The organism is Alkaliphilus metalliredigens QYMF, from assembly GCF_000016985.1.
Lineage (GTDB): Bacteria > Bacillota > Clostridia > Peptostreptococcales > Natronincolaceae > Alkaliphilus_A > Alkaliphilus_A metalliredigens.
In genome coordinates, this window is the sequence record NC_009633.1 from 3,775,272 (window position 1) to 3,795,903 (window position 20,632).

The 20,632-nt window shown below is 36.8% G+C and carries 23 protein-coding genes; 3 read left to right on the top strand and 20 right to left on the bottom strand.

All coding sequences use genetic code 11. The features are described from left to right. Positions 1 to 19: 19 nt before the first annotated feature. The 3 genes from AMET_RS18065 to gap form a co-directional block, all read right to left on the bottom strand. On the bottom strand, positions 20 to 709 hold the full coding sequence (locus AMET_RS18065; RefSeq protein WP_012064757.1) for a metallophosphoesterase: 690 nt from the start codon (positions 707 to 709) through the stop codon (positions 20 to 22). Positions 710 to 735: 26 nt separating this feature from the next. Continuing rightward, positions 736 to 1,539, bottom strand: coding sequence for a GTP pyrophosphokinase (locus tag AMET_RS18070; RefSeq protein ID WP_012064758.1), 804 nt, complete (start codon positions 1,537 to 1,539; stop codon positions 736 to 738). A gap of 303 nt (positions 1,540 to 1,842) precedes the next feature. Continuing rightward, the gene (gene gap / locus AMET_RS18075) at positions 1,843 to 2,856 is read right to left on the bottom strand and encodes a type I glyceraldehyde-3-phosphate dehydrogenase (protein ID WP_012064759.1); all 1,014 of its coding nucleotides are present in this window, start codon (positions 2,854 to 2,856) and stop codon (positions 1,843 to 1,845) included. 379 nt (positions 2,857 to 3,235) lie between these two features. Between gap and AMET_RS25175 the strand changes: the two genes are divergently transcribed. Further along, entirely contained in the window at positions 3,236 to 3,460 is a 225-nt protein-coding gene (locus tag AMET_RS25175) for a SelT/SelW/SelH family (seleno)protein (protein ID WP_012064760.1), read from the top strand. Positions 3,461 to 3,481: 21 nt separating this feature from the next. On the opposite strand, the gene AMET_RS18080 is transcribed toward AMET_RS25175, so the two are convergent. The 11 genes from AMET_RS18080 to AMET_RS18130 form a co-directional block, all read right to left on the bottom strand. Then, positions 3,482 to 3,901, bottom strand: coding sequence for a hypothetical protein (locus AMET_RS18080; protein ID WP_012064761.1), 420 nt, complete (start codon positions 3,899 to 3,901; stop codon positions 3,482 to 3,484). A gap of 98 nt (positions 3,902 to 3,999) precedes the next feature. Next, a complete protein-coding gene (locus AMET_RS18085; RefSeq protein ID WP_012064762.1) occupies positions 4,000 to 4,947 on the bottom strand; it encodes a TIGR01212 family radical SAM protein in 948 nt (315 codons plus the stop codon). Continuing rightward, the gene (locus tag AMET_RS18090) at positions 4,922 to 6,214 is read right to left on the bottom strand and encodes an MFS transporter (RefSeq protein WP_012064763.1); all 1,293 of its coding nucleotides are present in this window, start codon (positions 6,212 to 6,214) and stop codon (positions 4,922 to 4,924) included. The genes AMET_RS18085 and AMET_RS18090 overlap by 26 nt, the downstream gene beginning before the upstream one ends. Positions 6,215 to 6,277: 63 nt before the next feature. Beyond that, positions 6,278 to 6,682 (bottom strand): adenine nucleotide alpha hydrolase family protein, encoded by a 405-nt coding sequence (locus tag AMET_RS18095; RefSeq protein WP_012064764.1) that lies wholly within the window; start codon positions 6,680 to 6,682, stop codon positions 6,278 to 6,280. Positions 6,683 to 6,830: 148 nt separating this feature from the next. Then, a complete protein-coding gene (locus AMET_RS18100; RefSeq protein ID WP_012064765.1) occupies positions 6,831 to 8,498 on the bottom strand; it encodes a glycosyl hydrolase family 18 protein in 1,668 nt (555 codons plus the stop codon). A gap of 243 nt (positions 8,499 to 8,741) precedes the next feature. Further along, entirely contained in the window at positions 8,742 to 9,557 is an 816-nt protein-coding gene (locus AMET_RS25180) for a LysM peptidoglycan-binding domain-containing protein (RefSeq protein ID WP_012064766.1), read from the bottom strand. A gap of 151 nt (positions 9,558 to 9,708) precedes the next feature. Further along, the gene (locus AMET_RS18110) at positions 9,709 to 9,978 is read right to left on the bottom strand and encodes a carboxymuconolactone decarboxylase family protein (protein ID WP_157047289.1); all 270 of its coding nucleotides are present in this window, start codon (positions 9,976 to 9,978) and stop codon (positions 9,709 to 9,711) included. 18 nt (positions 9,979 to 9,996) lie between these two features. Beyond that, the gene (locus AMET_RS18115; RefSeq protein ID WP_041721035.1) at positions 9,997 to 10,239 is read right to left on the bottom strand and encodes a carboxymuconolactone decarboxylase family protein; all 243 of its coding nucleotides are present in this window, start codon (positions 10,237 to 10,239) and stop codon (positions 9,997 to 9,999) included. 173 nt (positions 10,240 to 10,412) lie between these two features. Further along, complete coding sequence (locus tag AMET_RS18120; RefSeq protein ID WP_012064768.1) at positions 10,413 to 10,601, bottom strand: DUF378 domain-containing protein; 189 nt, start codon at positions 10,599 to 10,601, stop codon at positions 10,413 to 10,415. 113 nt (positions 10,602 to 10,714) lie between these two features. After that, positions 10,715 to 11,089 carry a hypothetical protein gene (locus AMET_RS18125; RefSeq protein WP_012064769.1) on the bottom strand — a complete coding sequence of 125 codons (375 nt, stop codon included), beginning with the start codon at positions 11,087 to 11,089 and terminating at the stop codon, positions 10,715 to 10,717. Between the two features lie 91 nt (positions 11,090 to 11,180). Beyond that, entirely contained in the window at positions 11,181 to 12,173 is a 993-nt protein-coding gene (locus tag AMET_RS18130; RefSeq protein ID WP_049765301.1) for a phosphoglycerate dehydrogenase, read from the bottom strand. Between the two features lie 182 nt (positions 12,174 to 12,355). On the opposite strand from AMET_RS18130, the gene AMET_RS18140 reads away from it, so the two are divergent. After that, a complete protein-coding gene (locus tag AMET_RS18140) occupies positions 12,356 to 12,838 on the top strand; it encodes an HD domain-containing protein (RefSeq protein ID WP_012064771.1) in 483 nt (160 codons plus the stop codon). A 93-nt stretch (positions 12,839 to 12,931) separates the two neighbouring features. On the opposite strand, the gene AMET_RS18145 is transcribed toward AMET_RS18140, so the two are convergent. From AMET_RS18145 to msrA, 6 genes are all read right to left on the bottom strand, one after another. Further along, complete coding sequence (locus AMET_RS18145; RefSeq protein WP_012064772.1) at positions 12,932 to 14,542, bottom strand: peptide chain release factor 3; 1,611 nt, start codon at positions 14,540 to 14,542, stop codon at positions 12,932 to 12,934. A 182-nt stretch (positions 14,543 to 14,724) separates the two neighbouring features. After that, positions 14,725 to 15,246: an ECF transporter S component gene (locus AMET_RS18150; RefSeq protein ID WP_012064773.1), complete on the bottom strand. Its 522-nt coding sequence runs from the start codon at positions 15,244 to 15,246 to the stop codon at positions 14,725 to 14,727. A gap of 215 nt (positions 15,247 to 15,461) precedes the next feature. After that, positions 15,462 to 16,409 carry a DMT family transporter gene (locus AMET_RS18155; RefSeq protein WP_012064774.1) on the bottom strand — a complete coding sequence of 316 codons (948 nt, stop codon included), beginning with the start codon at positions 16,407 to 16,409 and terminating at the stop codon, positions 15,462 to 15,464. A gap of 117 nt (positions 16,410 to 16,526) precedes the next feature. Continuing rightward, positions 16,527 to 17,030 carry a flavodoxin family protein gene (locus AMET_RS18160; protein WP_012064775.1) on the bottom strand — a complete coding sequence of 168 codons (504 nt, stop codon included), beginning with the start codon at positions 17,028 to 17,030 and terminating at the stop codon, positions 16,527 to 16,529. Between the two features lie 37 nt (positions 17,031 to 17,067). Next, on the bottom strand, positions 17,068 to 17,637 hold the full coding sequence (locus AMET_RS18165) for a nitroreductase family protein (protein ID WP_012064776.1): 570 nt from the start codon (positions 17,635 to 17,637) through the stop codon (positions 17,068 to 17,070). A 31-nt stretch (positions 17,638 to 17,668) separates the two neighbouring features. Then, positions 17,669 to 18,145, bottom strand: coding sequence for a peptide-methionine (S)-S-oxide reductase MsrA (msrA, locus tag AMET_RS18170; RefSeq protein WP_012064777.1), 477 nt, complete (start codon positions 18,143 to 18,145; stop codon positions 17,669 to 17,671). Between the two features lie 244 nt (positions 18,146 to 18,389). Here msrA and AMET_RS24510 point away from each other — a divergent pair, with 244 nt between their 5' ends. Continuing rightward, positions 18,390 to 20,630 (top strand): diguanylate cyclase domain-containing protein, encoded by a 2,241-nt coding sequence (locus AMET_RS24510; RefSeq protein ID WP_012064778.1) that lies wholly within the window; start codon positions 18,390 to 18,392, stop codon positions 20,628 to 20,630. Positions 20,631 to 20,632: the final 2 nt, after the last annotated feature.

Genomic DNA, 20,632 nt, shown 5'->3' on the forward strand with positions numbered 1-20,632 from the left:
ATGTGACTATCTCGGTATTTTATAGTATCTGTATTAACTTAAACTGCAAATAATCACAAGAGACCAAGTGATAGTTTACCCCATTATGATTTCCCCTGAGTCCTGCCCCATGAGAGTCTTCGCCATGCAAATGTCCATAAACAACTTGGTTGACTTTGTATTCTTCACAAATTTCCGTAAACAAAGAGGGCATGAGTTTATCATTTGTTGGTGGATAATGAAGCATCACAATAAAATCTTCATGGCCAGCACCTCTTGCTTGGTCTAACGATAGTCTGAGTCGCTGTGCTTCACGCTCATAAATTTTTTGATCATGCTCTGTAAACCTATGTACATTAGGACAATTCCATCCTCTTGCACCACAAACCGCATAGTGTTCATGCACAAAAAAATTATTTTGTACAAAATCCATCTTCTCAAAGAGACTATTGAGTTTTTTTATTGAACTCCACCAATAATCATGGTTACCTCTACATAAGACTTTTTTTCCCGGCAAATCATCTACCCATTGTAGATCAATCATGGCATCTTCTAAATTCATAGCCCATGAAATATCACCAGGTATCAACACCGTATCATTTTTCTGTACAGTCTGTTGCCAACTTGTTTTAATTCGTTCATGATGTTGCTTCCATTGATCACCAAAAATATCCATTGGTTTATCTACGTTTCCACTTAAATGCAAATCTCCGATTGCATATAATGCCATTTCATCACCTATCTCTTCTTGGTCTTTTACTCATAGGCGTCATATTTTTCGCTAAATTCACTGACTTCCCTTGCGAAATCCTTCAGTTCCTTGACGTCTCCATTGTCCCACATTTCATTAAATCGCTCTTGAAATTCCGTTGCCTCTGTTACACGTCCTACCAAATAAAGTAGTTGAATGTTCTTTAAAATGTTTGAAATCGTATTGGATTTAATTTCAAACAATTTCTGCGCCTGTCTAATTTCATGCCGAATTTCTGACATCTCTTGGTCTAGCTTAAAAGCTGCATGGGCTGCTTTTTCTAGACGGTCATTAATGTGCCCTGGTATTTGACGCTTATATTTATACTTTAGGGAATGTTCAATAATTGCCCAAAAGTTCATGGCCAGTGTTCGAATCTGAAGCTCTGCTAAAATCTTCTTAGGACCCAAAGCCGTTTGGATAGGATAGCGAATAATCACATGATAGCTCCGATAACCACTGTCTTTATAATTTGTAATATAGTCCTTCTCGTAAACAATTTCAAGATCCTTCCCATCTCTCTCTCGAATATAATCTACCACAGTATAAATATCTTCTACAAACTGGCACATAATCCTAATCCCTGCAATGTCTTCTATTTTATCGTGAATTTCCTCTAAACTTACATCTAGTTTTTTAGCCTTTTCTAAAATGCTTGAAATCTTTTTAACTCTTCCTGTCACAAATTCAATGGGGGAATATTCCCCCATTGCTCTTAGTTCATTTCTTATGCTTTTAAACTTAACCTTCAATTCCTCTACTGCCTGTTCATAAGGAATTAAAGTCCTTTTCCATTCTATTTGCTTCAAATAAATCACCCCGCTATATAAACTAAATGAAATAAATTAATTTAAGTAATTTAATTTTTTTCATCTTCTTAATCTAATTAATTCCCATCAATAATCCCCTCTCTATTATATCATTATTTCTCTATTTTTGTAATTTAATCTCTACTTTTACTAAGTTGAGTTTATTGGTCATCAATATGCGATCATGTGCCTGCTGGTACTTCTCTTATACATAAAGATAAGTAGGCCTTTATTCAGGTCTACTTATCTCTTTAAAAACAATGTTTTATATAGGTTGAGCATAAAGGTTCACTGACAGTTGGCCTATAATCCTTTTTCTGCAATATAGCCAGCTAAATCCACAATACGATTTGAATATCCCCACTCATTATCATACCAAGAAACGACCTTCACCATTTTGTCTCCAACCATCATTGTAGAAAGGGCATCGACTATTGAAGATCTTGGATCTTTTTTATAATCGATTGATACTAATGGCTCTTCATTATAACCTAGTATTCCTTCCATTTTGCCCACTGCCGCTTCTCTTAATTTTTGGTTCACTTCTTCAGCTGTTGTTTTCGTTTTCAATTCAGCTACTAAATCGACTACGGATACCACAGGAATCGGTACACGCATGGCCATTCCATTTAATTTTCCCTCTAAAGAAGGGATGACCTTTGCTACCGCCTTGGCTGCTCCCGTCGTAGTGGGAATAATAGACTCAGCTGCTGCCCTAGCTCTCCTTGGATCTTTGTGAGGTAAGTCTAGTATCCTTTGATCATTGGTGTAGGCATGTACTGTGGTCATCATACCACTTTCAATACCGAAGGAATCTTCTAGCACTTTTGCTACTGGTGCTAAGCAGTTTGTTGTACAAGAGGCATTAGATAAAATATGATGTTTTTTAGGATCATACTGATCGTGATTAACGCCCATGACAATTGTTAAGTCCTCTCCTGACTTAGCAGGTGCTGAAAGGATTACCTTTTTAGCGCCACCTTCAAAATGCTTTGAAGCAGCTTCCTTAGTTAAGAAGATTCCAGTAGATTCAACCACAATCTCCACACCCATTTCCTTCCATGGAATTTGGGCAGGATCTCTATGGGCTGTAAACTGAATGGTTTTATCTCCAATAATCAAAGCGTCTTTCGTGGCCCTTACTTCTTCCTGTAATATGCCATAAAGAGAATCATATTTAAACACATGGGCATGATTCTCAGGTCCACTTGTACTATTGATTGCTACCACTTCTACATTGAGGTCTTTCTCAAGAGAAGCCTTTAAAACCCCTTTTCCAATTCTTCCAAATCCATTAATACCAATCTTTGTTTTCATAATCTTCCTCCTCTAATGTCTTTTGAAAATCCATTCATTAACTATGTATTTCAATCATTGTAACATACTTTTTAATCCACATACATTATATAGTATAACCTATTCCCATTGGTTAGGATCGAGTTCTGGCAAATAAAAAACTAGAAATGCTATCTTTTGCTTCTACTATTGTCGCCTTGAATCCATTAAAATTTTCACAATTCAAATATATGTTTAAATCCAGGCTTACTCAATCAATCCATTATATATTTACCACAATTTATGAAATTAAAACCATGGGATGTTTTTTTTTGCTTAAATCGGGTAATATAACATCAATAGATTTTATCAATCATACATTAGTTAATCATAAAAAAAACTGATTAAGGAGGCAAATTTCATGAAGAAGTTAAGTATTGAGTATTGCACAGGCTGAGGATACCTACCAAAAGCCTTAGGTTTGGCTGAAGAATTACTTTCAAAGTATAAAAATGATCTTCCTTCCCTGACACTACTCCCATCATCTGGTGGGGTATTTGAAGTCAAGGTCGGCGAACAACTCATTTTCTCTAAAAAGGAAGTCGGGCGGTTCCCTGAATTTAATGAGATTGACGACCAACTATAAAAGAGCAGCTAAGCTGCTCTTTTATAGTTCTATTTTCATATATTTCTTTAAATAATCTGGCAACTCCTCTAAATCCTTATCTAATCCGATCACGAAGTTGATATTAAATCTCAAATCTAATTGATCTAATTGCTTAAAAAACCAATTTAAATCTGCAAGTTCCTTTTGTGTGATATTGTACAAATGATCAACGTAAATTGTTTCTATGTCGTAGTTTGATGCAATAATCCCACATAAAAAACCAAAGAAACCGACACCATCTTTAATTGAATAGTCTTTTGTTGTAATGAATCTTATTCGATAATCCACCTGTAGCATATGACTGTTATCATAATCAATAAAAGCAATATGTCCCTTGGCCTTTTTTATATGATCATTAGCACTTTCAATTAATAATTTAGTTTTTCCACTGCCTTTTTTCCCAATAATTAATTTGATCAATATTAGCCCTCCTATTTCAATATGTCTACTCCCTATTCTTAATATTCTATATTTTCGGAAATATTCCTTCTGATTTCGGGTTTTTTGTTAAATATCATTTAATCTAGGGCTTTTCCATTTAAATAGTCGGATTTCTTGCCTTGATACCTATGGTTTTGAATCATCATCTCATGAATTTCATCTCTTATTTTCCACCAGCTCATATTCCAATTGACAAACAAACTGTTTTCCTTGGGAGCTCTACCGATCAATCTTTGAACAACAATATGAGAACTTAAGTATTCTAGAAAAATCATCACTCGTTCCTGATATTCTTCCACAGAAATCATCTGGAACTCTTTGTTCTCATACATTTTCCCCATGGCTGTATTCTCCATAATGTACAATCCATGGAGTTTTACTTGTTCAATCCCTAGGGCGGACATTATTTTTGCATTTTCAATCACATCGGTTTCCGTGTCCCACGGTAGATTTAAAATTAAATGTGCACAAATTGGAAAACCATATCTTTTAATCCGAAGAACAGCATCAATAAATTCAGCTAGGGTATGTCCTCGGTTAATTTTATTTAATGTATGATAGTTAACAGTTTGCAAACCTAGCTCAATGCTAAATTCAATATGATGTTTTTCTTGAAGTGATTGTAAAAATCCCAAGTATTTGTCGTTTATACAATCAGGTCTTGTGGAAATTGCGATTTCAACCACATCTTCCACAATTGCCTCTTCTATATATTTTTGAAATTGCTCAAATGGCATATACGTGTTACTGAAATTTTGAAAGTATGCAATAAATTTGTTTGCCTTATATTTTTTTTGTATATAGGATTTATTTTTTTCTAATTGTTCAACTACTTCATAGGAGTTAGGCAAACACTCGAATCCAGTGCCCACCTCTGCACAAAAAGTACACCCCCCTATTCCCACCTTCCCATCTCTATTTGGACAAGTCAGCGGTAAATTGATTGGTAGCTTATACACTTTTTCTCCGTACTTTTCCTTTAAAAATTCTGAATATGTTCTATATAATTGCTTCTCCTTTTGCACTTTTTCCCTCCTTTTGAGCTACACTGTCTTTCATTAGTAATGTGCTGATAATACTAATCATACCTGCAAAGGCAATCATCCAAAATACAGTTTGATACTGCTCTGCCTCATACACTTTCACTCCGTTTACCATTCGCCCTAACCATCCTCGATCTAACCAAAATCCAATTGCCAGACTTAGAAAGGACCCTCCAATGAACTCCCCCACATTAATAAATGCGGTGGCACTACCACAATATCTAATATCATTTACTTCCTTTACATTAGTGAATGCCAGTATATGACAAATCATCGTTACTCCTATACCCAAAAATATAATGGGTATCACTGCCAAGGAAGGCGCGCCACCAGATAATGCCATATACACCCACAGCATTGTATAAAGTGATGTGGCGATTAAAAGGATTGGTTTTACCTTCCCTCCTAGCCGGTCTGATAAACGCCCGATCAAGGGAGCGCCCATAATAACCCCTAGTGAGATAAAGGCGATATACCAAGCCCCGCTCTCTTTTTCCAACCGATACACATGCATCATATAAGGGATTCCCCATAACCCAGTTATTGCTGTTATTGACCCCACTAAGTTGAACATAATCATGAAGGGTGGCCAGGTGTATGGATTGGTGATTACCTTCTTCACCCCCCCAAAGGCATCTCGATATGACTGTGATTCTTTCCCCAAAGGGTCTTCTTCATTCACCTTATCTCTAACAATCATCCAAATCATTCCAGCCAATACAATGGATATCAAACCCATTAAGTGAAAGCTCACTCTCCAGCCCACCCTAATCACCAGGTATGTCAACGGAAATGTAGCTAACAATGCACCTATATTACCAACAAATGTAGTCATGCCACTTAATGTTGAAAATGATTTTGGTTCAAACCATTGAACCTGTACCTTCATGATCGATACAATAATCACAGAAGTCCCGATCCCCACTAAGAACCTAGCAATATAGGCGGTTGTTAATGTAGTGGCTAGCCCTAGTAAAATAGATCCTAGTCCTGTTAATAGCATCCCCAGAGTAGAAATTTTTCTGACACCAATGGTATCTACCATAATCCCCACAGGAATTTGCATTGCTGCGTATGCATAATAGTTCATAGCGGTTAAGTTTCCTAAGGCCGTAGCAGACATTTGTAAGTCTACAGCCAAGTTATCTGCCACAGCTCCCATAGCTAATCTATGAAAAAACACAGTTACGAAGGCTAGCACTAAAACCAACCAAATACGCCACCTTCTTTGTAATGTTAATTCATTCATCTTGACTCCCCCTAGTACAATGAATCGGATAGGGAATCATCCAATATGATCCCTATCCGACATTTAAATTTCATTTAGTTCATACGTTGGTATTATTTTAATGTCAACATCTCCACATACTTCTTGACTTAGTTGCACAATCATATTATTATCAGGTCTTGTTTCCAGAGATTCTCCTAGAACAATGGTTTCGATATTCTTATTTTTACAAAATTCAATAATGGTTTTACTAATTTCAGAGGATCTAAAAACTGTCATATCTGCACCTACAGATTTAGAAATCTCAAAAAGATATTCCAAGGCCTCTCCCTCTTCTGAATTACCTAAAATATTCCATCCTCGGGGTGCTATATGTACTATGAACAATTCCCCTCCCTTTTCTTGTTGAAGCTCTGCTCCTGCTCCAATCAATCTCTCGCAGGTTTTTTGTTTTGTTACACATACCATCACATTACTTTCTTTACTCATTCTTGGGCCCCCTTTTATCAAATGAGACTTCATTAAGTGGCAGTTTTACCCCCCACTGATTGTAGCGAGGTTCACTTTTCTCTTATATTATACTATATTTTCAGTTCACTTTTCCAACGATCCTTGTAAGAAGAAAAAAGGCTCAAACTTAGTTTGAGCCATATTCATCAATTAACATGATAATGTCTTTTTGTATCTCTCCTATACGCCAAAATGAAACGCCTTTGACACCATAAAATTTAGCCAAAAGTATCTTACTTTCGATACTTTTTTGATCTTCATAACGCACGAGCCTTCTGCTTTCCTGACCATTTTCATTGAGGGTGTATCTATAATATGGAGTGAGGGTTTCCACGGAAATCCCACTTGAGAATGAATCATGATTTTGATATGTACTAAGAGATTCATATATGATGCCCATGGCCGGAGAGCGGAACTCTCTGAAGGGTAGTCCATTTCGATTTTCAGTAATCCATTGGGTCCCCGCTACTACCTGTAGACCCAAGATAATTTTGTCCCTTGGTACCCCACTGTCAATTAAATTTCCAAGGGCTTCATGAACACGGTCAAAGGGCGCATGGTCTGTTAACATATTTTGATTGTTACTTTCATGATAATCATGAGCCATTAAATTGATTTCATCAGCTACTTCTGCAATTCCTTTATAATCATACCCATCATAAAACCCCGAAACATTATTAGGATGTACTGCTACTGTAAGTTCATATCCTTCGGGCTCTAATGCTTTCTTTAACTCTTTTAAAAAGGATACGTAATGTTGTCGATATCCTTTCTCTGTATCTCTAATACTTTCTAAATCCATCACAATACCGGTAAATCCATAGGTTCCTAAAGCTTCTACAATATCTTTAATTACCTTATTCTGATATGACTTATTCTCTAGTAGAGGATAAATTAATTCTCGGTCATTCTCAGTTAACATCAATTTTTTATTGACATTAAAATCATCCACTTTTTTTAATGCTGATTCATGGCCCCGTGGCAGCTTATAATCGCTTTTTTCATTGTCCATGGAAAAAACAATGTTTCCATTACTGGCTTTCTTTAATGAGCTCCATCCAAAAACGATTTCATCAAAGACCTTTGTATCCTCAATCTGCTTAAAAGAGTCAATGGCATAGTAGCTAATTTGCTTTAATTCCGTTTTGTTTTGCAAGAATTTGTAAAGTAAGATAACAGCTTCAGCCCTTGTGGCTGTATGATTCGGTTTAAATGTAAATCCTTCTGCTTGTGCATATCCTGATATGATTCCTATTTCAGAGGCCTTCTGAATATAAGGTCTCATTTGAGCAGATATGTTTCCATCATCTAAAAAGTGAGTAGCAATTTTTTCTCGATTGCTTTCAATCTCTATTCCCAGTCCTCGCACAACCATCATTGCAATTTCACTTCTTGTAATGGCTTTCTCTGGTTGGAATTTCAAGTTGGGGTAATCCTCAGGTACGATAATTCCTTGTTTAACAGCTTGTTGAATAAAAGGATACGCCCAATGAGTACTTGTCACATCTTGAAAGGTTTGTTTCATATCCATTTTTTGCTTCGGATCTCCTTGGGCACGAACTAACATCGTTATTAACTCTGCCCTTGAAATATCATTTTGTGGTTTAAATGTCCCATCTGGGTACCCGCTGACTATTCTTAAATGCTGAAATAAATAAAGCACAGTCTCATGTTCTTGACGAATCCAATGATTGCTAATATCTTTTAATGTAGTAATTCTTCCACTGGCCACACTAGGTACTGCGCTACCAATGAAAATCATCATAATTAATAAGTAGGTCATCCATTTTTTCATGGTGAACCCTTCCCTTCTACTTTGTCTCTTATGGCACAATGTTACTTATACTAAATTATACCATAACTGCTCCCATTGATTTATTTCAGTCTCTTTACAAATTTGAACCACAAAAATAATCTTCGATGTTTCACTGATACAACTGCACTCCCCAATGTATAGGAAATTAAAGACCATAATTTACTATACATCAAAAAAACACCCTATACTTTTAAGATATAGGGTGTTCTTCTATTTATCCAACTACCTACATTGTGCTAAGCTTCCTCTTAAGAAAACAGGACCCGTTGGTGCTTTCACTGCTGATTTTTCTGCTGTTACGATAATTTCATCGTATCCTCTCCAGCTACCAGTATCCTTAGCATATCCTGCTCTGATTCCTGGTACGTTGCAATCCTTTAGGTCTACTCTATAATATTTAGGTGCGTCTCGATCAACAACCCATGCATAGTAACAAGTATACTCTCCATCATCAATGGTTGTGTAGCACGGTAGGCCAAATGTCGTAATCCAAATTGTTGGATCATCTAGGTTAATAAATGCGGTTCCACCTAGCACTCCAGTTCTTTCCGGTCTTAATGCAACACGACAGATCCCCTCTGGAAGTGGTGCATCAGGCACAGGTACACATATTTGCTGTCCAACATCCAATACATTTGGATCTGCCACCTGGGGATTTGCTTGGATCAATCTTTGTAAAGTCACACCAAATCTTCTGGCAATATTAAACATTGTATCTCCACGCTGGACAACATAAATCGTTCCATCCGGACAGAATGGTCCTGGTGGTGGGGGGGGTACGACTACAGTCGGCACACAAATCCGCTGACCCACGAAAATGACATTGGGATTAGTCACCTGTGGATTTGCTTGGATTAATGCCTGTAAACTTATTCCGAATTGATTTGCGATTCTAAACATACTATCTCCAGGGCGCACTGTATATATGGTTCCACCGGGACATCTTGGTGGCTCTGGCATAGTTGGTTGTTGGCTTGCCATTGGAGGCATGCCATAACCATAGGAATTTTCATAGGGGTTAGGATAATTATGATACATAGTCTTCCTCCTCTCAATATTCTCATTATCAGTATATGTGAATAATATTTTTTGGTTAATAAAAAAGATGGCCGAATTCATTATTTTATAGAAGAGTAGACAAAAAAAATCTCAAGATAACTCTTGAGATTTTAAGTAGTGTTAAGTAGTATTAAGCAGTAATGTCAACTTTTAATGCATTATTAAAACGATTAAAATAGTTAAAGCACCCTATGACGCAGGCTATTTCGATGACTTGTCCCTCATCAAAGTGTTCCCTAAGCCGATTCCACAAATCATCCTTTACTGCATTTGAATCTAATGTCATCACTTGTGCAAATTCTAATGCCACAAACTCTCTTTCTGTAAATTTTGAGGGATCTTTGAGTCCTGCCTCCATTTGAGCCATGGCTTCCTCTGAGACTCCGAACCGCTTTGCCAAAGCAGTATGTGAGGATAGTCAGTAGCCACAATCATTCAACTGTGACACCCTAACCGCGACCATTTCCTTTAGCTTAATGTCCACAGTGCCTGTTTGTAGAATTGTTGAGAAATGTTCATATGCCGTTTCTAGTATTTTGGGTCTATGAGCCAGTGTTCGAAACATGTTTGGCACATTCCCTCGTTGTTCTAGAAAATTTTCAAAAATCTCCTTCGCTTCTTCAGTTGCATTTTCCAATGATACCGGTTTGATTCTAGCCATCCTCACTTCAATCCTTTCATTAGGAAATTTCAATTCATCAGTACATTAAAACTTCATGTTCCTCTATATATAGTTCTCCTACTGTATAGATTTCCCTTTTTTCTATCTTCAATCCAGCTTTGATTTTTTTGGTTTTACATCCTCACGAAAACAGCAGCGGTTTCCCGCTGCCTTTATCTCCTTAAAAAGAGCATGACTAATGTGAAAATACCCGATAGTCCAATTAAGCTATAGATAATCCTTGTCACGATGGATCTAGGTCCTCCAAAGAGCTTTTCTACAATATTACATCCAAATAATCCAATTAATCCCCAGTTAATCGCTCCAATAATAATGAGTACTAGCGCAATCCATGTAAACATATATACTCCCCCCTCTTCTATCCTATTTTCACTTTTTCAAATAGGTTATCCGCTAGTTCATATATATGACACATCTTCTCTTTATATGAAGAAATACCACAATTACTTGGAATTTACGATCCTTTTTCTACCATCTGAAACAGGGTAGCAAACTCATCTTGTTTAATCTGTATTTCATAATCGCTGTATTGAAACTCAAAATTCAACACTTGGGACAATAGATCTACATTATTTAAAAAATGAATCGTGGCCCAATTATTTGACTCAGAGGTGTTAAAACGAATTACCACACTTCTTATTTCCGATAATTGAATCCTAGACATAATTGTACTATCGACGAAGGGTAAAGCCACATTAATACTACGATGTCCCAGGGGAATAAACAGATCAACATCTCCCCACTGATCTTCATCCCGGATCGTCCTGACTTCAAAATCGCTACATAAGATAAATGAGCCTCGCTCATATGTTTTATGCTTACTCTTCATTCATAACCCTCTTTTCTCGACTTAGGCTTCTCCAGTAAAATAATCGATATGAAAGTCTTTCTTCACTAATTATTTTGTTTATCATACCTTATTAATATCCTTTTGCTAGATTTAAGACATTAACCAATTCATTTTCTTCACTGTAACGCTTTAAGTTTTCATAAATAAGACTAAATCGCCTCTCATTGCGCATTTCTGAAATCCATGAGTTATGGGGTGTAACAATGACATTATCCAGCTTCCACAAGGGACTTTCCTCCCACAAGGGTTCTTCTTCAAATACATCTAGAGCCACACCTAATAGGTTCCCCTCTTGCATGTGTTTAATGAGGGCCTTTTCATCAATAATACTTCCTCTAGACACATTAATTAGCACAGCATCTTTTTTCATTTCTTTTAATCTAACTTCATTGATTAAGTGATGGGTCTCTTTAGTATAAGGGATGGTTAAGACCACTACATCGCTGATTTTTAATACTTCTTCCAATTCTCTGACTGGATAGCATTGTTCAAAATAGGGTGCCTCTGTTCCCTCGGTATTAACCCCTATGACTTTGGCTTCAAATCCCCGAAGTCTTTTTGCTGACTCCACTGCAATACTGCCGGTTCCAATAAAGGCAACCTTTTTACCATAGAGCTCCAATAGACCGGTTCTCATCTTCCAGGTCTTCAGTTGTTGTTGTTCATAAAGCTGATGGGTCTGCTTATAAATTTCTAGTATTTTAAGTACAACCCATTCACCCATTGGAATACTATAACCGCCTTTATTGTTAGTGAGTATCATTCCTTGCTCCTTTATCACATCTACTGGCGCTTGATCGATACCAATACTGGACAATTGAATCCATTTAAGATCTCTCATCTTCTTAATATCTAAACTGCGAAATGGATTATAACAAACCAATACCTCTACATCCTGCATCTCTTCACTATATGTAACATTCTTCTCATCAACAACGAGCAATTCATAGCCCAGTGCTCTAATTGAATCCATTTTTTCCTGACCATAATCATAAGTAAATAATGCCTTCAAATTTAACACTCCCTTTTTCAGTTCGGTTCTACTGGTAGATAGAATCTCCATTATCTATTATTATATAACCAATCCCTTTAGAATCCAAACAATCTTGTCTTTTATATAGAAATTTCTTATCCGTAAATTGAATTCCGAGACCCGATACTGTACAATATATAAGTAAGATACCATCTTTCACTTGAACTTTAGCACTTAAATCGAAAAAATACTGTTGATGAGGAGCCTTAACAATGTTATATAGAGTCAAACAATTCACCCAAGGAGTAACAGCAAAGGTTCTTGAGGAAGACCATGCTTTCATCGAAAGACATTTAAACACACAAGAATCAGCCCTCTTCTATGAATTACGGATCAGTGAGCAAAGACATTCTTTAAATGTAGCCTATGGCTGTCAATCAAATTCCCCCCAAAATATAATGCTTATTCGGGGAGCCTTGCTCCACGACATTGGTAAAATTGGTAGTAATTTAACGCTCCTCAATAAATCCTTTGTGGTTATGGCCATAAAGCTTAACCTCAAGGAATCCCTCTTACCCTCTTTTGTCAAAAAAGCCCTATATTTTAAATATCATCATCCCCTACTTGGTTATGAGATGTTAAAATCCATTGAGTTAGAGGAGGATATCTTGCGTTTAGTTCGAGATCACCATCTCCCTAATGAGGACCACTGGGAGCCTATGACTATATTGCAGCACTTTGATGAATTAAATTAATTGCTTTTTATGTCCTTAGTTCTCTTGGATCATAATAAGTATAAGTCAAAAAACAATAAACGAGTGCAGGATGCACTCGTTTATTGTTTACTTTTATTTAAAGCTTCTAGCTGAAATTTCTTTCAACACAGCCCCTTCATTTCTATCTAATACTCTTTGAATAGACCATTCATTTTGGAACAATATCACGGGCTTATCATCTTCATCATTTACAATTAATGTATCTGTTGTTCCTTTAAATCGATCTGAATCAAATCCATCCATTTCAATCCAACGAACATGTTTAAATGGTAGCTGTTGCATTAGAATATTAACATTGTATTCATTCTTCAAACGATATTCTAATACCTCAAATTGCAATGCACCTACCACACCAACAATGATCTCTTCAGTCCCGATGTTCAGCTCTTTGTAAACTTGGATGGCACCTTCTTCTGCCAGCTGTGTGATCCCCTTAATAAAATGCTTACGCTTCATGGAATCCTTAGCATATATCTTAGCAAAGTGTTCTGGTGAAAACACAGGAATTCCTTCATATTGGATTTTAGAATCGTCTTCGCATAAAGTATCCCCAATTTTGAAAATACCTGGGTCATGAATCCCGATAATGTCTCCTGGGTAAGCTCGTTCCACCACGGCACGCTCCTGTGCTAAAAATTGTTGTGGTTGAGAGAGTTTTACCTTTTTGTTGTGTCTGACGTGATTGACTTCCATGCTTTTTACAAACTCTCCAGAACAAATACGAATAAATGCCAGTCGATCTCGATGAGCTGGATTCATATTGGCTTGGATTTTAAAGACGAAGCCTGTAAAGTTTTTACTTTCAGGATCTACTTCTCCTGCGTTACTCACACGAGGTGTAGGGGGTTTTGTCAATTTTAAAAATGACTCTAAGAAAGGTTGGACGCCAAAGTTTGTCATGGCGCTACCAAAAAACATTGGCGTTAATTCACCCTTGGCTATCTTCTCTAAGTCGAATTCATCTCCAGCCGTGTCTAGAAGTTCGATTTCCTCCTGTAGCTGTTCATACATCTCTGTTCCTAATAACCCCTTAAATTTTTCATCACTTGCATCTCCTACAGTGGATTTCACTACGTTTTGTCCATGATTCCCACCATGAAATAACTCCACTTGAGACTTATCCCGATTGTAAATTCCCTTAAAGTTCCCATCGGTCCCGATAGGCCAATTCATTGGATAAGAACGAATTCCTAATACATTCTCAATTTCCTCCATCAATTCGAAGGGGTCTTTTCCTGCTCTGTCTAGCTTATTCACAAATGTAAAGATTGGGATTCCCCTCATTTTACAAACTTGAAAAAGCTTTTTCGTTTGTGCCTCGACTCCCTTAGCACAGTCGATTACCATTACAGCGCTATCGGCAGCCATTAAGGTTCGATAGGTATCTTCACTGAAGTCCTGATGACCCGGCGTATCTAAAATGTTAACACAGTACCCATCATATCCAAATTGAAGCACACTGGAGGTAACAGAAATTCCTCTTTGCTTTTCGATTTCCATCCAGTCAGATACCGCATGTTTTTGTGCTCGTCTGGATTTGACTGATCCTGCTAAACGAATTGCGCCTCCGTAAAGCAATAATTTTTCTGTTAATGTTGTCTTTCCTGCATCAGGGTGAGAGATAATGGCAAAGTTTCTTCTTCTTCTCACTTCATCTAAAAAATTTACTTGTTTTTGACTCATTTTTATTCCTCTTTCTATTTATAATTTATATGCTATCTATACTTTTTCTAATCTATCATAAGACAATACATTTGATTTTACCTTTTTTGAGGCCCTTCTGTCAATTTTTCATCTTGATTTTTTATATAATGGGAAAGCAAAACTTTCCTATTATATAAAAAAGAAGTAGAAATTCTACTCCTCTATTTTAATATATATTTTTGAAAGTATTTTGTTCTTTTTAAAGCGACTCCAATGGGTACAAATAAAATTGCGCCACCAATTCCTTGAATCAGGTTAGCTGGTACACTTACTAAGGATATTGCGAAGCTTCCCTTCATGAGTCCCCCAGCCACAAAATATCCGCCTACCATCCATAGTGCACCTACAATTAAGCTTGCAATATTTCGTGTGTTCATCACTTCTTCATTTTCTTGATTTGCAATGGCACCTACCATATAACCCATAAGCCCCTTAATAATCAATGTTGGTATGGCCCAATGTGTATATCCTAATAGAACATCAGCTAAGGCCGATCCAGCCCCAGCTGCAATGGCTCCTTTTCTCTTGCCAAAAAGGATGGCAGCCAAGAAGATCATACTGTCTCCCATATGAATAAAGCCTTCTGTTGCTGGAACAGGCACTGTAATGGCCATTGTTGCTACTGCCACTAATGCAGTTAATAAACCTAAAATTGCTAAATCCTGTACTGATTGTTGTCTCATTCCTCTCATCCTCTCTTTATTGTATGTATGTTGTATCGGTGTATGATTACAATTTTATTCTACCATAAAGATATCCGCCTGTAAACGTTGAATTCACTATTTACTTATATATATTTGCACCGATACAATTCTGCTTATTCTCAAAACGAAAACCTAGATATCCGATATCCAGGTTTCCTGACATTGACATATTTTTTGGAGGGTAAAGACAATCCTTAAGATTGTAACGTCTCATATTTTTCCTTTATTAAAGCTGAGGCTCTTTTATGTCCATAATAATTGGTACCCCATACGCCTGCTAAAATCATCATACCACCAATCACATGAAACCAATAGAATGGTTCATTTCGAATAAAGACACCAGCAACAATAGAGACGACTGTTGTCAGATTGGAAAAAACCGCAGATTTAGAAGCTTCAATTTTAGACAGCATAAAGTTCACCATAAAGAAGGCGATGACAGAAGATAGAATGCCTAAATATAATATGGCAGTCAGCACTGTTGGATCGGCCAATGGACTGAAATACTGTGTGATTTCTCCTGTAATTAAATGCTGTGTAATCGCGATCGTATTAAATGTCACAACCCCTACCCACATCATCACAAATGTAATTTCTACAGGGGTGAATCGTAATGAGGATTGTCTAGAAAGAATATTAAACACACCTGCTGAAATAACTGCACCTAGTAGGACAAAAATGCCAGCAAGACTACTACCGATGTCTACATTTCCCGTCATAATTGCAATAAAAACAACTCCTACTACAGATAATCCAATGAAAACAGATTGAATTTTCCCAGGTTTTTCCTTTAAAAATATTGTTCCTAAAATGGCCACCACCACTGGGATGAGGGCAATCATCATTCCTGCCTGAGAAGAAGATGTCATCTTCACTCCTAGTGTCTCAAAAATAAAATAGGATACAGGTTGGAACAATGATAATACCAATAATACCTGTAACCGCTTTCCTTTAAAATTAATTTTGATAAGTCCTAAAAGCTTTAAAATAGTTAAGACTGTTGTTGCTACCATAAAACGCAGCCCTAATAAATGAAAAGGTGCAACGACCCCCAAAGCTTCCTTAGTAAACATAAAAGAAAACCCAAAAACCACTGCCACCACGATTCCAGCCAGCACTGGTAAGTATTCTTTTTTATTCATCCGTTCCACTCCTTTGTCTAATATCCATCTGCCAACCTATTGTATCAAAAATAAGCCCCATAAAAAAGACTAATTCTTTAGATACACTAAATGAATTAGTCTTTTTTCGCCTCATCCTTAATAGCTTGCCTTCACTTCTATTTCGCGGGCCCATTTCGATGCTTTTTCCACTTGTTCTGGTTTCTGATTCTTTAAGGGCTCAAAAAAGTCAATTTCACCTAAAAATATATTCTTGTCCAGTATTTGACGCATCTTTTCGAAGGTCTTTCCGTTTTGTCCACCATGACAGCTAAAGAGTCCGATTTGTTTGTCTTTCAGATCCACCTGGGAAAAAAACGTGCCCAATGGTGGGGCGTAGGTCCATGCCCAAACCGGGGTTCCAATTAAGATTAAGTCATAGGCTGTAGCATCATGTATAAGTGGTTGTAGTAGTGGTAGCTTTTTCATCATGACCTGGGTTCCCCCCCAAAGATATTTACTAAAGCCCTTAGACTTCATTTCATTTTGTGGATTCAATACTAGAATATCGGCTCCAATAGCCTTAGCCATGGCCTCTGCAATCAACTGGGTATTCCCTTCAAGTGAATAGTATACGACTAACTTTTTCATTTTCACTTCCATTTCACCATTCTCCTCATTATATAGCCTTATATTTATCTTACTGCTCTTTTATATTGGGTGTATTGCTAAGTCTCATTCTACAGTCCTCATGATACCTATTATGATACACCTTTTCATACAATAAGTTTTCTTCACTGTGAGGTTTTTTTTCCTCATCAGGATGCCCAATGGCAATAATAGACGCTACTCGTTTTGCTGCTGGGATACTTAATACTTCCTTAACATAATCCTCTGCAGATTTTTTATCATTATGAAATCGCTCTCTAATTTGAATCCAACAAGAACCTAACTCCAGAGATTCTGCTGTCATTTGAATTAAAATCGAGGCAATGGAGGTGTCTTCTATCCAAACATCACTCACTTCAGGATCCCCTATAATCACAATAGCCAAAGGTGCTCCCTCTAAAAATTGTGCTCCATGAGTCTTGCTTTTTGAAAGTGCTGTTAAACCTTTTTCTTCAGTCACCACAATGAATTCCCATGGTCTACGGTTCTTGGATGTGGGAGACAAAAGAGCCCCTTGAACTAGTTGTTCAATTTGATCTGTACTTACCTTTTTAAACTTAAACTTTCGGATACTTCTTCTTTTTTTTAATAATGCTAACATATTATTTCTACCTCCCCTATAGCTTTGTTCATTATATCTCCAAATTAATGTGACAGTACCCACCGGGATTTTTCTTGAGATACTTTTGATGATATTCTTCAGCATCATAGAATGCTTTTAAAGGTTCTATCTCTGTTACAATATTTGCATCATATTTTTTTTGCTGCATTTCTTTGCTTTTTATTATTGTGTCTAAGTCTTCTTCATGGCCATAATATATCCCTGTACGATATTGGGAGCCTATATCAGGTCCCTGGCGATTTTCAACTGTTGGGTCAATGATTTTCCAAAATCCATTCAATAGTATCTCTAGGCTAATCTTCGTTTCATCAAATTTTATATAACATACTTCAGCATGGCCTGTTTGAGAAGAACAGACTTCCTCATAGCTAGGATTTTCTACATGCCCATTGGCATACCCCACCTTTGTTTCTACAACCCCATCAATCCGTTCCATATAGGCTTCTACACCCCAAAAACAGCCACCGGCTAAAACAATTTCCTTCATTTTATCATCACCCTTTCTCTCTCATTGGAAATTTTCAATTTGTGTTGCCTTCTTTCAATGCTATTTTAATTATACCCTAATTTTCCATTAATATATTTTAAAATAATCATATTATAAACATTACTTACTGTTGTTATTTTAAATATTTTAACTAGAGAATCCTACAGAGTCTGTTATAATAAGGTAACTGTAATTAAAAGGAATAACGTTAGTTTTGTGCCTTTAAGGCTAAGGGGGAACAGTAGTGTTTCAAATCAAATGGGATCACAAAAAATTGATTGCTAAGTGCAACAATACAATAGAAAAAGTTGATTTGCTTGTTCTTTTATCGGAGAAAATTGAGAACGAGAGTCCAACCTATGCCTTTGAATTATCTCAAAAGTCACATGTGCTCGCCTCCCAGGAGAATTATGAAGAGGGAATTGCTAAGGCACTATATGGCATGGGTCGAAGCTCATGGATCATGGGCAACCTAGAAGAGGCTGCCTCTTACTTATTAGACTCTCTTGCCCTAATTCAGACTTTGGAAATGGTTGAATATGAAGTAAAAGCCCTCAATGTACTAGGAAATATTAATCTATATTTGCAAATCTATGACCAGGCTTTAGCCTATTATTTGAAAGCACTAAAAATTGCTGAATATATAGATTCTACTTATATGAAAGCAAAATTGTATAATAACATCGGTGAAATTTATAAAGAGTTACATGATTATGAAACAGCATTACAATACTATACGCAAAGTCTAGAAATTCACGAGGCGCTTGGCCCAGAATCATCTAAATCCATTCCACTTTCCAATATTGGCTGTACATATTGGGCCTTAGAAAAATATGACTTAGCTAAATCCTATCACGAGAAAGTACTTATACTTAACCAAGGATCTCATGACAAAATGGGAGAAGCATATAGTCTTCATCAACTTGGAAGAGTTTGTCATAGTGTCAATAAAGATGACCAAGCTTTGCCTTTTTTCCAAAAGAGTTTATCTATCTTTAGAGAAACAGATGACAAGTTCCATGAAATTGATGTTCTAATTGATTTGCATACATTACTGCTAGAATCACAACACTATAATGAAGCACTAGCTCATTTAAACAGAGCTCTAAAATTAGCTGAGGAAACCAAAACCAGAGCTGTCATTGCAAAGGTTTGTTCCCATTCGGTCACTGCCTATGAGCATATAGGGAATGATGAAATGACCCTTTATTACTATAAAAAACTTCATGATGCAGAAAGACAGACAAATCACTATGAATTGGAACAAAGGCTCAAGAGTATCATTACACAAATTAAAGCAGATGAAACTTCTCAAGAAAATGAAGTCTATCGCTTAATGAATCTAGAACTAAATAAAAGAGCTAATGAGCTTGAAAAAAAACAATCAGAACTTTATGAGTCCTACCACAACGTAAAAGTCATTAGCGAAGTGGGCCAAAGCATTACTTCAACCTTGGATTTGGATAAAGTATTCCATCGTGTTTACGAAAATATTAATAGTCTAATGGATGCCGCCGTATTTGGCATTGGACTCTATAATGAGGAAAAAAAGATCATCAATTATAAATTTTATATGGAAGAAGGCGTCAAAGGTCCTGGATTTTCCACCTCACTAAACAATAAAAGTAGCTGGGCCGCTTGGTCCCTCCGTAATCGAAAAGAAGTCATCGTTAATGATGTAGAAAAGCAGTACCCCCTGTATGTAAAAAAACGCCTTCAAATAGTAGGGACCCAAATGGAATCCATTATTTACTATCCTCTCATAGTAGAGGAAAAAATTGTTGGTGTTCTTACTGTACAAAGTAAGAAAAAGAATGCATATACACAATATACCTTGGATACGATCAAAGCTTTGGGTTCCTATATTTCCATTGCCATTAACAATGCACAAAACTCTCAAAAATTAGCCACAGAGATTCAAATGAGAAAAGAAGCACAACAGGCATTAGAAGCAGTCAATAACAAACTGATGAAGCTTTCAGAGCTTGATGGACTCACAGGCATTCCCAATCGCAGAACCTTTGATGAGTATTTTGATTTTCGATGGACCAAGGCTCAGCAGGAGTATAGTCCACTGTCTTTACTTTTCATTGATATTGACCACTTTAAGGAATATAATGATTTTTATGGACATATTGACGGTGATGAAGTGATTCGACAGGTTGCAACAGCCTTAGAAGACGCAGTTCAAAGAGAAGGCGATTTCGTTGCTCGATATGGTGGCGATGAATTTGTAGCCATACTTCCAAATACGGGTTCCCAGGGAGCCTTACAGGTAGCTGAAGTCATACAGCAAAATATTCAAAATTTGCGAATCCAACACAAGCATTCTCAAACTGCTAATTATATCACAGCATCCATTGGTATCGCTTCCATTACACCCAATCGTATGCTTACGAAGGAAGCCCTAATTAAAATATCCGACGAAGCCCTTTACAAAGCCAAAGAAAAAGGTCGCCATCGGATAGAATCCATTGCACTTTAATA